This window comes from Exiguobacterium sp. s163 (assembly GCF_018617135.1).
Taxonomy (GTDB): Bacteria; Bacillota; Bacilli; order Exiguobacteriales; family Exiguobacteriaceae; genus Exiguobacterium; species Exiguobacterium profundum.
In genome coordinates this window covers 117,874-132,925 of record NZ_JACSJN010000003.1, presented here as the reverse complement: position 1 = coordinate 132,925, position 15,052 = coordinate 117,874, and the positions used below count along the sequence as shown (strand labels likewise).

Here is a 15,052-nt window from a genome sequence, read left to right as displayed (position 1 = left end):
ACCACGAAGAACGAATGAAACAAGTCTCCGATTCTTAAAATAACAAGGAAAGGAGTTGGTGGGATGAAGATATATGTTCAAGGAATGTTAGAGGATGCGGTCATAGAGAGTGTGGCAGACGGAGAAGGAGTCCGTCTTGTTTTATTTTTAAACGGTTGCGCTCATCAATGTGAAGGATGTCACAATTCAGCGACATGGTCACGGAAGAACGGTGTCCCTTTTGAAGTAGAAGAAGTCGTCGAATACGTGATGGAACGGTTCTTAAAACATCCATACGATGGGATTACGATATCGGGGGGAGACCCGCTCATGCAGTGGGAGAGCACACTATGTTTGACTCAAGAGTTAAAAAGACAAGGGTGTCACAATATCTGGGTTTATACCGGATATGAGTGGACATCTTTTTCATCGGAGCAGAAAGCCCGTCTTTCTGCATCTATCGACACATTGGTCGATGGAAAATTCGAAAAAGACAAGCGATATCCAATTTGCCCGTTCAGAGGCTCTTGGAATCAACAAATCATTCACTTGAAGGAGGAGATGCAAGATGATTAAAAAAAGAGACGGTCGATTGGTGCCCTTTGAAAAGAATAAGATTGTGAAGGTGTTCAGTCATTTTGATTGGTCTGAAAAAGAACGGGGAGCGATGGTTGATTATGTGACGAAACAGGTAGAGAAGGAACCATCCCCGACACATGTCGAAATGATTCAAAATATCGTACAACAATCCTTGCGGGACTTGGGTTATGAAAAAGAAGCTGATATCTTTGAGCAAGTACGTGAAAAGCGGATGAATGAACGGCTCAAACGTGGGCTATTGCATGCCAAAATCCAACATATCACAGAGAAGACCGGGCGAGAGAATGCGAATGTCGGAAACTCTCCGTCCGCAAAACTCCTTCAGATTAGCGAAGAGGCGAGCAAGGAGTTTGCTACCGTCCATTTAATTTCTGAAGAAGCGAAATAAGCTGTCGCAAAGAACTGGATGTATATCCATGACTTCTCCTGGATGCCAGTAGGTACGCAGACTTGTTGCTTCATCCCTTTCGCTAAGCTGTTGAAGAAAGGGTTCAATCCGGGTCATGGGATGATTCGTCCGCCGAAGCGCATTCGAACTGCCACACAGTTGGTCTGCATCATCTTTCAATCCAATCAGTCCGAACAGCATGGAGGACAGGCGAGCGGATGGTTCGATGAAGAGTTGGCACCTTATGTCGAACTTGAATACGATTATCAAGTCAAAGATATTAGAAAGATGGTCATGGAACTCGGTTCGAAGATGAGCTCAGATGAAATCGAACGGTTGGCATGGGCTCGTACTGAGAAAGAGGTCGAGCAGGCGATGGAGGCGCTCGTGTTCAACTTGAATACGATGCATTCAAGAAGCGGTAGCCAAACACCGTTCACAAGTGTCAATGTCGGAACCGATATGAGTCGTGGCGGAAGACTAGTCGTAGAGAAGCTCTTGTGGGCATATGAGAAGGGGCTCGGCAACGGAGAACAGGCATTGTTCCCGAATATCGTCTTCAAGGTCAAGAAAGGGATAAACTTTGAGCCTGGAACGCCAAACCATGACTTACTTTGCCGAAGTCTTGAAGTCAGTGCCACTCGTCTCTTCCCGACGTACAATTTCCAAGACTGTCAGTTAAACGCTCCATTCAAAGAAGATATCCCAAGCATGGGATGTCGGACACGTGTCGCATCGAACGTCATTGGGGACGAGATTAATGAGCGGGTCACAGGTAGAGGGAACTTATCCTTCACGACATTGAATCTACCTGGAATCGCATTGGATGTGAAGCATGGTGTGTTCCCTCGACATGAACAGGTTACCTTTGATGAATTGGCTGTCGAGCATTCCGTAAGATTATTGCCGGAACATCAGAGAAACGCCATGATTTGTCAATATTTTGTGGCGCTCAATCACGTGTTCGAGATTGGGAGAGACCAATTAATCGCACGTTTGAAATATCAGTCCGGATTCAAGCCAACTGATTTTCCGTTCTTGATGTGGGGAGTGTGGAAGGATTCTGAACACCTCGACATGAATGCCCCGATTGAAACGGTCTTGAAGCATGGTAGTTTAGCCATCGGATTTATCGGGCTGTCTGAGGCGCTTGTCGCATTGATAGGGAAGCATCACGGCGAAGATTACGCCGCACAGCGACTCGGGGTTGAAATCATTCGCTTCCTCTACAAATTGACACAGAAAGCGACCAAACAGATGGGATTGAACTTTGGGCTCTTGGCAACACCTGCTGAAGGGTTGACCGGAAAGCTTGTGAATCGAGACCGCTCGAAGCATGGAATCGTAGAGAAGGTGACAGATAAGGAGTGGTATACGAACAGCATGCACGTCGATGTCCGTCATGAGATTTCTATGTTTGAGAAAATCAAGATTGAAGGAGAGTATCAGGTCTATTGTAACGGGGGTACGATTACGTATGTCGAATGTAAAGAAAATCTAAAATACAATCCTTCGGCACTTTATTCACTCCTACAATGGATGGAGAAACAGGATATTGCGTTGGGAGCATTTAACTTCCCGATTGACCATTGTCGTGATTGTGGGGAGCATGGGTATATCGAAGATGAATGTCATGTTTGTGGGAGTGAAAACATCCAACGTATCCGTCGAATTACAGGTTATCTAGCGGATATTGAGCGGTTCAATCATGCGAAGAAATGCGAGGCGAATGCCCGAGTGAAGCATGAGGCATAAAGAAAAGAGCTCTTATGAGCTCTTTTCTTTATATTTCCGAGATTGTAGCTCTTCTTCGAATCGTCTTATCCGCTGTTGACGCTTGTTAGAGCGAGTTGTCACATTGTTGGATAAAAGATTCTTCAGTGGTTTTCTCATCGGATTCCCCGTTTTCAAACGATTATAGGTTTTAATGATTTCAGCGTGATAGGTCTCACGCATTTCTATCTCAATGAATACGTTTTTCACCTGAAATTTATTCATATACTGATACATGTCTGACCAGGTGCTCTTGACTGCAAAGATACCGTCTCCATTCAACAGATACAGTTTGTTCTGATATGACTCCAGGAACAAAGAATTTGAGTTGTCTGGTGGCGAAACATTCAAACACGAAATGTTCGATGCATCGTTGAGTTCGAGCGTAGCGGTGTCTGATTGCATATGTGACTCTAAAAACTGGGTAGGGTAGTTGACTCGCTCCTCAAAGTTTTTAAACGAGTCTTTGATAAGATTTGACCCGATTTCGGTTTTATAGACAAATGGTCTCTGTCTATCGTTCTTTCCTTCTATGACAGATAATATTTTTGGTATGAGCTCCTGGATTTCGGTTAATTGAGGCATCACATCGAACACTTTTCGTAATTCTTTCTTGTGAAGATGTCTTTCTTGAAGTACACCTTGCCAACGTTTGATAAACGTCGAGGCTTCAGATGCGGATGGGTTGAAGTTGAGCACGGTATGATACACCTCTGAATTCACCGTGTCATATTCACTTTCCTTTTTCTTCATGTTTTCGATTTCATCCGGTATCTGTTCAATTTCTTTTTCAAGTTCCATCAAGAGTTGTTGAATCCGCACTAAGTTTTGCATGATATACCCCTTTCTTGAAGAGCGGTCAACATTAGATATAGCCAAGAGCTATCATTCGACCGGTCTCAAACTACAAATTGGTTATGAACACCCCATCAACCCTCATAGGATGAGGAAAAGATAGGGGGCGATAAATGTGAATTATTTGATTGCACTACTTGCTATGACGTTGTTTATCGTTGGATGTGGTTTGATGATTAGCGGCAGGCGATTCCCAAAACTGTTCTGGACGGGTCTCATCTTTGTTTCAATAAGTGGCGCCGTAGTCGGGTATGCCTTCGGAGTTGCAAACGTATAAAGAAAAAACATGAAAAGGGAGTCACACTTAGTGGCTCCCTTTAATCATACATAAAATTTTGACTATAGTCAAAATTAAATTTATACTTAGGTAAAGTCAAGAAAGGGAGTGGAATTTCAGATGACAATTGAACAGGTGATTGAAGCCGGGCGAATGGTGGAGGATGGATTTTCATGGTGGCATATCCTAGCTTTCTCCTCGTTCTTCATCATAGCGGGTATTCTTTGCGTTATCGGGGATAGGCTTGATAGTGAGCTTAGTTTTAGCTTGGGGGTCTTTTTCTTTATTTGCGGATTGTTCGTCCTAATGTTAGGCGATGTTCCTTTTAAGGAGCAACGTAAAGATGAATGGATGCAAAACTATGTGACACCATACGTTGAATCCTTACCTGTTGTTAAAAGCGATATTACCAAAATCGAACTACTGGGCGAAGCAGAGAGTGGAATGTATGACGGCTCTCATGATGAAATTAGGGTTAAGGTATTCTACCTTGACGAAAGTGTGAGGTCTTATGAAGGGGTTGCCAGAGTCCAGATGTCGTTGGACAAGGATGAGACTGAGTACGTCGAATATCAGATGATAGAACAAGACTTGGGTAACGGGCTGAAAATGGGGCTTATAAATCCCAAAATATACTTAAAATCAGACCATCGATTCGAGTGAATACCGAATACACCTCTGTCTGGTGACATATAATGTCATGTCTAAAAAATAAGGTATGTCAACACATCATTTATGTCACAGGAGGAATCATTATGGAGTTTTTATTTGTAGAATCCGTCATCATTGTCATGGTTTATCTGTTTTTCTCACTACAAGTAATTGGTGCTGTATTCATGCTCATTCTTCATGAATTCGTTAGTACCGTGGACAGCCTAGAATGTAGCTTCGACTTTTCAGAGGATTCACATTCGCTCTCATGAGGATTGGAATGGAATCAGTCTATCACTTTAACGATGAATAGAAAAAAGAGTCCTATCAAAAGGGCTCTTTTCTTTTGCTTATTGCAATTGATTTTTATCTCATCAATATAGGTTTATGTTTCGGGTATGTTGCCTCTGACCAACTTTATACATCAAATCCATAGTGAAGGAATCGATATTAATGCCATTATTGATAAAAAAAGAGCTGTGACTCTAAATGTACGTGCAAAGAATACCGTCACAGACAGCCCTGCGAGTGTCCAAAGGAGCAATGGTGTTCCCCATGTGAGCGGTTCTCCCAATGAGAACATGGGAATCCCAAGTATCGTCCCTGTATGAGTGTTGTAACCATGTTCGGACTGAAGAATAAAATTAGCATAAATGGAAAGCAATAGCATTGCAATCCCGACCGATAGACCAATAATATTTCGATTCAACCTACCATCTCCTTCCCGTATCGTTTTATCAATACTCTATGCAGACGCCGCCGTATTTATCAGAATTCAAAGAATAAGACTCCTCCAAGATGCTTATCATATAGGGTTCAAACAAATTGGAGTAGCATAGCTACCATTTACTACAGGAGGAATGTTCAATGGAAACGTTATTGTCATCATCGAGCTGTCAGGAAGGTTTCGTACCATCAGAAGGGTGTTTAGCCGTAGGGATAAACCTTGAAACAGAACCGGAGGTGGATAAGGATACCATCCGCTTCTCTGAGGATTGTTGGAATGAAGAGAAATTGCATTTCATGGAGAAAATCAATGAAGCGATTGAACGCCATGAGAAGAGATACGGGACGGATATTGTCCATATCGCACTGGTAGGAAAAATAGGACTATGGAATGGCTCGCCAATCGGTGGGGTGGTGTTCGGCATCAGCGAAAATCCTCTTGAAAAAATGGGGAACGTTGATGAGGTCGAAGTGGTGCGTTCGGAGAACGGGACGATTACCATCCTAGGGCATCATCATGATGGTACGCACCGTATGCACGTGTATCTTTTGTCAGAGAAAATGTTAGATAAAATCAATCCTTATTGGAACTCTTCATATTTTGATTGGTCTCCAGAGGACATGATTCGCATCTATGAGACGAAACAACCATTAAAGATTAAAGCATACTAATCATTTATAACGACCACAGCCAATGTGAAGAGGGTAGCCGTAGCGGTTATCCTCTTTTTTATATGTTTTTTTGTTATATAGGTAAAGGAATAAGAAAATTATGTAAAAGAATAATTTAATGCATGGAATAAAAATAGAATGAGATATGTAAATGAAACAGGTGTTTCGCTTGAGACAAGTTGAAGGAGGGGTTCGTTTGAACCAGATGAAATTTCAAGGACGAAAGGAGATGGTTGTTAAAACCGATACTCCTTCCAATATGTTTATGAACGTAAAAGAATTGATTTCGAAGTATGGATACCTGTCCAATAAAGGACTTCTTTGCAATAGTGATATGATTCAATTGCTCCGAGTCTGTATGGGCTTGGGAGGGAAGATTTTAGATATCACTTTGAAAAAGGTACAAATGTTTGCTGAAGACCCAACTTATGTGGAGCCTCACTTCCCATGGTATAAGGGGCGTGAACGCAAGCATTTGACGGAATGGCATCATAAAAACTATCGTGCACATCTCGCTTATAAACTGGACGTGACACGTCGAGTGCAAGGGAATATGAACAATTCTATCCCGCAAATCAATCAGTCACCAAATCTGATTCACGCACTCATCACTTTGCCTGTAAGGGATTTTGAACAAGAATTAGAATCGATACTCCTGGTTATTGGAGATGAGGTTTTCATCATCACCAATAAAGGTCTGCAAATCTTCAATGAGTATGCGTTCAAAGAATTGACGTCTACCCAAGATGTTGCGAATCCGAAAGAGCAGGACATTCATTCCGAGTTCAATCAATTGCTAAAAAGAGCCTGAATCGATTCAGGCTCTTTTTTCTCTTTACTTGAACATCAATAAGGCAATGAGGATGATGAACAAGATAGTCGATGTGATTAACGAGTTTACACCCTTTTGATACAAAGCAAATTTAACGCTACAAATCTTTGAACTGATATAAACTTGGGATATATAATCGTTAAGAAGAGCCGATTCCGTAAGTCGGGTGTATTTATACTTATAGGATTTGAACCCGTAGTCTTTAATTGAGTTGAAGAAGAGAACTGATTTGGTTTCTAATCCAGATTCATTGAAAACGTCAGGGTTGACCCGTCCCTTTTTCGCTCTGAATAGATAAGTAAGGGTCAATAGTATGGTTAAGACGAATAAGCCGAGAATGAGCAATGTGAGATTGGTATAAATCCAATCATATGTCAAACCCTGTGTTTCCCCTTCTTTCCACAGTTTCACAGTATTTTTTAACGAGTCAGAAATCATCGAGCTTGAAAGAAACCCGGCTATCAGAATCCCGGTGAACCCGAGTGAGAAGGATATTTTCGTATCACAGTTCGCAATCCAAAAGTTAATCCTTTCTATGTTCCGGATGGCTTCTTCTTTTTGAATGTCTATATCTATCCGCTTATCATACTTCATATCATGGCACCTCGCCCGCTTCTAATGTCCATTGACTATATCATTTATAACCCGTTCGATTCAGTCCACACAAGTACAATTTTATCATGCAGACTCTACTAAAAATGGAGGGAATAAAGTGAACAGGATGACAGAAACAGACTTTGAAGAAATCGAGAATGATATTTTATCGATATTCGAAAGTGAGATGGTTGTGAATGACCATAAAGATGAGAACGTCCCTTCAGTAAGGGACATAGAGGATGCGAATCACGGACTCATCTTGACCAAATGCTCGATTTTATTTGTCGATATTCGAAGCTCGACGATACTATCTGACAAGTCACAAGCCGTAAGTATGGCGAAAATCTACAAGGCTTTTGCAGAGTCTATGTCTAAATGCATTTATTTGAGCGGAGGTTGGGTGAGACAAATCTCTGGGGATAGAGTCATGGGGGTTTTTGTCGAAGATAAGGAGAACAGTTCAGCGACAAAGGCGCTAGAAGCGGCTCGTTCTATTATGAGCGTCATTGAGTACATATATAATCCTCTCTGTAAGAGGTTAGTCAACAAGAAGACGATATCATGTGGTGTCGGGATTGATATAGGACGACTTTTGGTGACTAAAATCGGTATCGAGCACGACGGGGACGACTCCAGAGACCTCGTGTGGGCGGGAAGACCGGCAAATCTCGCAAGTAAACATACCGATTTAGCGTTTGGAAGTGAGATTTTTGTGACGAAGCATTTCTATGAGCAGTTGCCAAAGTCAGAGAAAGTTGATGCTAATGGAAACCCACTCTGGAACAAGGGGTTTCGCTTCAAGGGAAGCAATTTGTATGAAGGATATTCTGCGGAAATCACACATCACGACTTATACATTGAGGTTGACGATGTAATCGAGAACGAGCATGAAAAAGATGAATCAACACCTCATCCAAATGACCAGAGTTTCGCAGATGTTTTGGACAGCCTGGTACGAGGTTTTGACTCAAAATTAGGGTCTCTTTTGGAGAACAACGAGCGACTAGAGAGAAAATCATACGAGTTGAATGAAAAAGATTTGAAGTTGAATCAAAAAGAGGAGGAGTTAAGGAAGAGAGAATTGTATGTAGCGAATAAGGAAAAGGACTTGTTGGAACACGTCAATAAATTGGTGAACCTTGAAAAATATAGGCTGAATGTCGAAAAATTTAGGAATCAGTTGAACTCCATGGATTTTTCTGAATTCATTGAGGAAAAATACGACATAATGAGCCTTGGTTCCCAAATCGGGAAATCTTCGCACGAAGTATATGACGATATTTATTACTGGAAGGTCGTCAATTTTTTGGTTGAACAAGGTGAACATTTTCATGCCTATGAGGTCATTAAAAAACAGTTGGAGAATTGTGATGAATTCCCATCGTTTCCTTATGTATCCGACGTCATCAAAGCGGTAAAAGCCGTCTCGAAAGAATTGGAATACCAAGAGGTTGCGCTACAATGTTGTCGAAGAGAGAATTTCACATCTACACCACGGTCAGATTTACACAAAATTTTTACCGGCTTGAATCTACCAACGTTGGAATTGGACAGATGTTAGAATTTAAATTCAATAATAACTGGAGGAAAATCTATGAGAACAAACTATAAACTCTATGACTTCGAGAAGAGTCGAGCCAGAATCGACAAGATTTTAAGCTTTCCAACAGAGTTTGAGGAATCGGACAATATCCCCTCATCTGAGAATCTTACTTATTCGAATGGGAAATATGTCAAATGTGCCGCTATGTTCATAGACTTACGTGGTTCAACAAAACTCATCAAGAAGACTGGGAGAAAGTCACGAACACTTGCCCGGATATATCGTGCTTACATCAGTGAAATGGTGGCAATTCTCAATGGACACAGAACGTGTCAAGAAATCAACATCGTTGGAGATTGTGTATCAGCCATTTTTGCAGGAAAGCCACTGTTCAATAGGGATACGCCCGTCATTGAAGCTTTAAAAGCTTCGGCTAAATGCAATTCGATGATGACGGTATTGAATAAGAAATTCAAACAGAAATATTCTGATTTTGAACCGCTTCAAGCCGGCATTGGCATTGCATACGGTCGTGCGCTCGTCGTCAAGGCAGGATTTGATGGTAGTGGAATCAATGACCTTATCTACATGGGCGATGTCGTCAACATGGCTTCAAAAATGTGCAATTTTGCATATAAGACGTTTGACCTCCCTATTTGCGTAACCGAAGGCGTCTATAACAATGCAGGTGGAATCGTTGTGAATCATGACACGGGTCATACCTTTCAACATATGTTTGACCAGAAATCAAATACCGAATATGGAACCGTCTACCTCGGTCGATATTTTAATATCGAGATGAATGAATGGAACCCTCCTTTACGAAAAAATGCTTCTTTGTGGGAGAGTCTGAGAGAATAAAAAAAGAGCCTAAGGGCTCTTTTTAAAAGTTCTCATGAAGCTTGTCTAGATTCTGTTCAAAGTCTGCTTGGAAATCAGTCCGAACCTTATCAACCTGATATTCAAATGCCGGAATAGCAACTGTCTTGACTAAAATCGCTATTGTCAAAAAGATAAAAATACCAACAACTATCCAACTATCCTTCAATGTATCTTTCAACATTCGTATACTCTCCTAAATCTGCATCCTCTTTTGAATGCTCCTGATTGATGTCTTCTTATACAATATATCGGCTATGACCCCATCTACTTTAACAACATATTACAAAAATAGTCAGTAGTGAGAATTATCACGAACGCCCCATATTCTATAAAACACTTCCATTTTGAATAGAATATCAAGACAGTATCAATCTGAGGAGGCGATAAAATGAGGGCAGAACTATATCTACGAATCAAACCAATCGATGACTCGATGAAAGAGGTCTTTTGGAATGCATTTGAGAATGAGGGGAAATTTAAGGGAGATTCTAGGATATACCTTTACAAAGGGGACACGCCTAAGGAGTTTGACCAGATGTTCCTGGTTCAAAAAATTGATGAGACTGAAATCAATCATATCAAGGACTTTATACGTGAAATCTCATCTGAATGGGATGTGCGTGTTAGGACGATTGATAGGGAACCATGGATGACATCAGAGACGTATGATTTACTCCTATCCATCCATGAAGGGGTTCGTCATTCATGATGAAGAAGAAATTAATCTGGTTGCTCCCTTTTCCGATGGTTGTAGCATCACTCATTCTCACAGAAGAACTGAAGCCTCATCGGGTCTATGATATGGAAGTGCAATATAGAGGACTCGACGAGACAAACCATCACTTTGAAGTGTCTTTGTTCAATCGAAGCGGAACGACTATCCATTTGGTTGACGAACCACATCGAATGACTGAAGTCGATGTCTTGAAAAAGAAACAAGGAGATAGTGATTATATCCAAGTCGAGAACCTCTCATGGGAGAAACCGATTGTCTCCAACTTTGTTCTGGAGAAAAACGATATGGTGAACATCTCAACAAGATTGAGAGAAAATCAGTTAAAGCCAGGCGTTTATCGATTCGACTTCAAAGTCCATTCAGAGGAGGGGGATGTCTATATTGTCTATCTACCTTTAGAGATTAAGTAAGACCATCATTTGATGGTCTTTTTATATGTTGTCCATGTTTTGAATAAGATGAGGGATAATGAAAAAAAGGTGTCCATACAGGACATGCACTGACTTGAGGAGGTCAAACAAATTGAAAAGATATGAATTGGTAAACACGCTGGATGAAGGGGTATATCGGATTCGAGCATTGGTGGATATGCCAATATTAGAGGTAAAATCAGGTGAGTTAGGTGGTCTGGTCAATGGTGAGAAGAACCTAAGTCAAGAAGGCAAGGGATGGATACATTATCATAGCAAAGTCTTAGGTGAAGCAGTCGTCGTAGATGCAGTCTTGTATAAGAGATGCGTGGTGACGGGCAAGAGTCGATTAGAAAAAGGTGCATACGAGGAATCTATGATTCATGATTCAGTCTTTTACAAGACGGCTACAGTCAAGGAATCATCGATAGGTGGATGTATATTTAAGGATTCAAGGGTTCAAATCGAAGAGGCGGAGCTCGAAAATGTGACATGTGATACGGTCGTCTTTACCGTAATCAAATCAAGATGGATATCTGAAGAAAGAACGACTATCAAAAACACGTACTTTATCATTAAGGACTCAGATATTGATTGTGTGGACGCTTTTATCGATGACCGGTTCAAAGCGATAAAATTTTCCGGTCGCATTGATGTCATCCATTCTTCGACAAATGTAGACATTCAACATGTCTATTGCCCGGTTGACATGAAGCGAATCACATTCGCACGACCAATCCGCTTCCATCATACGCCGCTGTATCGGGGAGAAGTTGTCCTTCATGGCGCAATCGGAAGCAGAATTACCATCACGACAAGTGATGAAATTAGGCTTTACGATGTGAACATACAAGGAAGCGTGTCAATTGAAGGAAAAGATTTAAGCATAATCACTTCTCGATTAAAAGACTATGCACACGTTAATATGTCTGGAAGATTGGAACGAGTGGATTTATCGGATATGTCAGCTATTTCATCAGAGAACCAGTATAAGCATTGTATCAAAGACATTACGTTGACAGGTGATACGGTCATGAAAACAGTTGACATTGTTTCTTGATAAAGAAGATTTTGTAATTCAGAGGGTTTGTGGAACATCCGACGAATTTAAATTAAAAATGTCTAGTGAATCATTCCCAGAGTGTCAAAGGAGGTGAGTCATATGTATAAAACAACGTTGATTGCACCAACTCGAATGGGGCAATCCGTATTTAGAGAATATCAGGATTGGTTGATGAAGATTCAGTCCAATCAAAATATAGAAATCGTAGCCGTGAACATCACTTCTCGGGATACGCTCATCGTTACCTATAAGGAACTTTAAACGCTTGATAATTCAAGCGTTTTTTCATTTGTCGGGCGAAACATTCATTGTTTTTCTTATCAAGACTATAATAATAAAGTAATGGAATATAGTTGTGGATGCACATGATGAAAAAGGAGAGATGAATGATGATATCCTTCGCTAGTGAGAAAGCCATGAAGGTTGTCTTAGAGTATGCAGAGGAATTTGTGGAAACAGAATTGCCGCTCATCAAAAAGGCGCAACAAGATAAACGGCGCTATGAGGAAAAAAGGAATTTCGGTGAAGAAGAAGAGGGGAAAACCTTTGGAGGGGTCGATATCTATGTCTCTCCCGGGAATGTCTCATTTGACTTATACGTGTTTGCTCCTGGAGAAACGAAGCCGGAGATTGTTTACTTTACGTATTCTAGATTGGAGAATGAAGGTACATCTGTTTTCGGGTTGAATGACGAATCACATGTCAAAACGTATCTCTCTGTCGAAGAAATCCCCGCTTTCAAACGGTTAGACGAAAATCTTATCAGTCTTGGATTATAAGGAGGAGAAGCAAATGGGTGAACGAGCTGAATATAACCTACTTGGTATGAACGTGTTTACCTTCGATGAGGCGTTGCCCTCAGATGAAGACACGACGTATACCAATATCGATTCGGTGTTGGATGTCTTTAAAGACTACAAGGGGAAAGATGTGAGCATCACAGAAGAACAGGTAATCACGATTTATGACGGGGCGGATATACTGAATCACTTTAGACTAGAGGAAGACGAATCATTTCGTAATGCGATGATTCAACACCTCTCTATGATTGAATAAGACCTGATGAATTTCAGGTCTTTTATAATAAATGAAGTTCGCAATTTAGCTGATTAAGGGGATGGTGTAACCATGTCAGAAGAGAAAGAGTGTAGATATTATTTAATTCAAGAGACGATGGCAGAATGGGCATATCGCTTCTATTCCAAGGTTGACATTCCTAAATGGGGGGTCAAAGCAGGAGACATGGGAGGCATCGTCGGTAAGGATGTAATCATTGAGGACAATGGAACGATTTGGATAGATAAAACATCTGTCGTAGAGGGCAATACACGGATTTCAGGAGAAACATGTGTTTTGGATGGAAGTACATTGGACGGGAATATGACGCTTCACAATGCGACGATACACAAGAGTAGGCTGACACTGACAGACAGTCATCTCGAACGGGTGACGATGAACAGATGCGTACTAACCGGTGTCATCGATATCGTAGGGGATATACGTCTATCTGAGAGTGTCCTTCACAAATGTATGATGCGAGGAAGTGGAGAAGTTCACGATTCTAGAATGAAAAACGTCATCATCATGGATGAGTTCAATTTGAATGGGTGCAACTTGGCAATCACCTATCAAATGTCGTTGGAAAATAAACAACAATGGACGGATGTGAACCTGAAAGTCAACAAAGGTCATGTTGAGGAAGAGTTGGTCATGAGTGATGTCGATATCTCTTGTAAGGAGTTTCAAGTGACCGAGAAGGGTACTTTACGATTTGTCAAAACCGAGGAAAGAATCGAGTTGCTCCGTGTCGGAACAATTAACGGGACAATTGAAAGTAGTCAAATCATCGGCTTATCAACCGATATACCGGTGACGCTCAAAGGTAATGCTATCAAGGTGCAAAGCACCTCGGTAATTGGAAATGTGGTCGTAGATGGGGATGTAAGTCTCGTCAAATGCCTTGTTGAAGGCTATGCACGAGTGAAGATGTGCGGTGAATTGTCGAAGTCGAAGGTGTTGGAGTTCTCTTCTATCGAATTGCCACTCTTTGATAGAAAAGCACTTTCCGATATCATATTGAGTGGTGACGCAGTATTTTCAAATTAGACAAAAAGAGAGCGACTAACGCTCTCTTTTTGTCTGTGAAAAAGAACACCTCAATCGAAGTGTTCTGTCTCTTCATCATAGAAAATGGCTCAATTCTCGAACGCTGTAGACAAAAGAAATCATCCCCATGAAACCGATGAATCGAAGGAGGACATGAAACCCTCTGTTTGCGTCTCCTAACGCATAACGACCTAATAAGATGATGCCGATACTGAACAAAGTAATGATACAAGCCAATATGATAGACAATCGAATTCCCCTTTTTCCAAGACAGACAAAGCTGTACCTAAGTTTATTTGATGCCCTATTCTATGTCGTTCGCATTCAATGTATGAATCGGTTTCTCTGATTTAAAATTGAAGAAGAAGAATTGATTGACTAAAATATTTTTGACTATATGAGAAAAATGGGGATATGATGTTAGAAACCAAACAAGCGAAGAAACTAAAGGAGAGATGATAAAGTGCGGAAGTTGAAGGGAAAACTGAAAGACATATCTGGAGGAACATCGATAGAACTGACGACAGTCTTAATATGTGCAATTTCCATAATCGTCCTGTTGAACATATTTTTATTTAGCAATGACAACACTTCGTCTGAATCGGCAGAGTGGCAAGTGGAAGGCGATTCACTTCTAGATGAAAAGGAAGATATTCGAGTGGTTTTATTGCAAGACATCCGAGAACTCAGTTCAGACTTGGAAATGGGGGACTGGGATGAAGAGAAGATGGAAAAAGTGCCTGAATTGAATGAGCGATTCACTTCTTACAACGGAGGGACTTTAAAAGAAGAGTTCGTGTCGGATATGAAGGCAGTAACTGAAAATCCTTATGATGAAGAAACGAAAAGTCGTCTACAAGAACAATTGGACAACTTGGAAGACTACCTAATGACGACCGTTTTTGTCGAGGAAGAGGAAGAAGAGCCGATTCAAACCCTCGGCACATTCAATTAAAAAAGAC

At 41.0% G+C, this 15,052-nt stretch carries 20 protein-coding genes; 16 read left to right on the top strand and 4 right to left on the bottom strand.

Annotated features, from left to right (window positions below; translation table 11 throughout):
* Positions 1 to 63 precede the first annotated feature (63 nt).
* From nrdG to nrdD, 3 genes are read left to right on the top strand one after another with little or no spacing between them, the layout of a single operon-like run.
* Complete coding sequence (gene nrdG / locus KNO71_RS09490; protein ID WP_214688248.1) at positions 64 to 555, top strand: anaerobic ribonucleoside-triphosphate reductase activating protein; 492 nt, start codon at positions 64 to 66, stop codon at positions 553 to 555.
* A complete protein-coding gene (locus KNO71_RS09485) occupies positions 548 to 967 on the top strand; it encodes an ATP cone domain-containing protein (RefSeq protein WP_214688246.1) in 420 nt (139 codons plus the stop codon). The genes nrdG and KNO71_RS09485 overlap by 8 nt, the downstream gene beginning before the upstream one ends.
* Positions 968 to 985: 18 nt before the next feature.
* The gene (gene nrdD / locus KNO71_RS09480) at positions 986 to 2,722 is read left to right on the top strand and encodes an anaerobic ribonucleoside-triphosphate reductase (RefSeq protein WP_285223044.1); all 1,737 of its coding nucleotides are present in this window, start codon (positions 986 to 988) and stop codon (positions 2,720 to 2,722) included.
* A gap of 12 nt (positions 2,723 to 2,734) precedes the next feature.
* On the opposite strand, the gene KNO71_RS09475 is transcribed toward nrdD, so the two are convergent.
* Positions 2,735 to 3,574: a hypothetical protein gene (locus KNO71_RS09475; protein WP_214688243.1), complete on the bottom strand. Its 840-nt coding sequence runs from the start codon at positions 3,572 to 3,574 to the stop codon at positions 2,735 to 2,737.
* A 418-nt stretch (positions 3,575 to 3,992) separates the two neighbouring features.
* Between KNO71_RS09475 and KNO71_RS09470 the strand changes: the two genes are divergently transcribed.
* From KNO71_RS09470 to KNO71_RS09460, 3 genes are all read left to right on the top strand, one after another.
* Complete coding sequence (locus KNO71_RS09470) at positions 3,993 to 4,535, top strand: hypothetical protein (RefSeq protein WP_214688241.1); 543 nt, start codon at positions 3,993 to 3,995, stop codon at positions 4,533 to 4,535.
* Between the two features lie 855 nt (positions 4,536 to 5,390).
* On the top strand, positions 5,391 to 5,921 hold the full coding sequence (locus KNO71_RS09465; RefSeq protein WP_214688239.1) for a hypothetical protein: 531 nt from the start codon (positions 5,391 to 5,393) through the stop codon (positions 5,919 to 5,921).
* 196 nt (positions 5,922 to 6,117) lie between these two features.
* Entirely contained in the window at positions 6,118 to 6,732 is a 615-nt protein-coding gene (locus KNO71_RS09460; protein ID WP_214688238.1) for a hypothetical protein, read from the top strand.
* Between the two features lie 24 nt (positions 6,733 to 6,756).
* Here the strand turns inward: KNO71_RS09460 and KNO71_RS17920 are convergent, their stop codons facing one another.
* On the bottom strand, positions 6,757 to 7,347 hold the full coding sequence (locus KNO71_RS17920) for a Pycsar system effector family protein (protein ID WP_483297741.1): 591 nt from the start codon (positions 7,345 to 7,347) through the stop codon (positions 6,757 to 6,759).
* A gap of 127 nt (positions 7,348 to 7,474) precedes the next feature.
* Between KNO71_RS17920 and KNO71_RS09455 the strand changes: the two genes are divergently transcribed.
* Both KNO71_RS09455 and KNO71_RS09450 read left to right on the top strand, forming a co-directional pair.
* Positions 7,475 to 8,911 (top strand): adenylate/guanylate cyclase domain-containing protein, encoded by a 1,437-nt coding sequence (locus KNO71_RS09455; RefSeq protein ID WP_353047660.1) that lies wholly within the window; start codon positions 7,475 to 7,477, stop codon positions 8,909 to 8,911.
* 33 nt (positions 8,912 to 8,944) lie between these two features.
* Positions 8,945 to 9,754 carry an adenylate/guanylate cyclase domain-containing protein gene (locus KNO71_RS09450; RefSeq protein ID WP_214688234.1) on the top strand — a complete coding sequence of 270 codons (810 nt, stop codon included), beginning with the start codon at positions 8,945 to 8,947 and terminating at the stop codon, positions 9,752 to 9,754.
* A 22-nt stretch (positions 9,755 to 9,776) separates the two neighbouring features.
* Here KNO71_RS09450 and KNO71_RS09445 read toward each other — a convergent pair whose 3' ends face one another.
* Positions 9,777 to 9,956 (bottom strand): hypothetical protein, encoded by a 180-nt coding sequence (locus KNO71_RS09445; RefSeq protein ID WP_214688232.1) that lies wholly within the window; start codon positions 9,954 to 9,956, stop codon positions 9,777 to 9,779.
* A gap of 207 nt (positions 9,957 to 10,163) precedes the next feature.
* Between KNO71_RS09445 and KNO71_RS09440 the strand changes: the two genes are divergently transcribed.
* The 7 genes from KNO71_RS09440 (at position 10,164) to KNO71_RS09410 (ending at position 14,090) form a co-directional block, all read left to right on the top strand.
* Positions 10,164 to 10,484: a hypothetical protein gene (locus tag KNO71_RS09440; RefSeq protein ID WP_214688230.1), complete on the top strand. Its 321-nt coding sequence runs from the start codon at positions 10,164 to 10,166 to the stop codon at positions 10,482 to 10,484.
* Positions 10,481 to 10,921, top strand: a complete 441-nt coding sequence (locus KNO71_RS09435; protein WP_214688229.1) for a hypothetical protein — start codon at positions 10,481 to 10,483, stop codon at positions 10,919 to 10,921. The genes KNO71_RS09440 and KNO71_RS09435 overlap by 4 nt, the downstream gene beginning before the upstream one ends.
* Positions 10,922 to 11,033: 112 nt before the next feature.
* On the top strand, positions 11,034 to 11,981 hold the full coding sequence (locus KNO71_RS09430; RefSeq protein WP_214688228.1) for a hypothetical protein: 948 nt from the start codon (positions 11,034 to 11,036) through the stop codon (positions 11,979 to 11,981).
* Positions 11,982 to 12,083: 102 nt separating this feature from the next.
* Positions 12,084 to 12,245, top strand: a complete 162-nt coding sequence (locus KNO71_RS09425) for a hypothetical protein (RefSeq protein ID WP_214688227.1) — start codon at positions 12,084 to 12,086, stop codon at positions 12,243 to 12,245.
* 128 nt (positions 12,246 to 12,373) lie between these two features.
* Positions 12,374 to 12,763 carry a hypothetical protein gene (locus KNO71_RS09420; RefSeq protein WP_214688226.1) on the top strand — a complete coding sequence of 130 codons (390 nt, stop codon included), beginning with the start codon at positions 12,374 to 12,376 and terminating at the stop codon, positions 12,761 to 12,763.
* Positions 12,764 to 12,776: 13 nt separating this feature from the next.
* Positions 12,777 to 13,040, top strand: a complete 264-nt coding sequence (locus tag KNO71_RS09415; protein ID WP_214688225.1) for a hypothetical protein — start codon at positions 12,777 to 12,779, stop codon at positions 13,038 to 13,040.
* Positions 13,041 to 13,112: 72 nt separating this feature from the next.
* Positions 13,113 to 14,090: a hypothetical protein gene (locus KNO71_RS09410; RefSeq protein WP_214688224.1), complete on the top strand. Its 978-nt coding sequence runs from the start codon at positions 13,113 to 13,115 to the stop codon at positions 14,088 to 14,090.
* Positions 14,091 to 14,165: 75 nt separating this feature from the next.
* On the opposite strand, the gene KNO71_RS09405 is transcribed toward KNO71_RS09410, so the two are convergent.
* A complete protein-coding gene (locus KNO71_RS09405) occupies positions 14,166 to 14,339 on the bottom strand; it encodes a hypothetical protein (protein WP_214688222.1) in 174 nt (57 codons plus the stop codon).
* Between the two features lie 214 nt (positions 14,340 to 14,553).
* Between KNO71_RS09405 and KNO71_RS09400 the strand changes: the two genes are divergently transcribed.
* Positions 14,554 to 15,045, top strand: coding sequence for a hypothetical protein (locus KNO71_RS09400; RefSeq protein ID WP_214688220.1), 492 nt, complete (start codon positions 14,554 to 14,556; stop codon positions 15,043 to 15,045).
* The last annotated feature ends 7 nt before the right edge of the window (positions 15,046 to 15,052 follow it).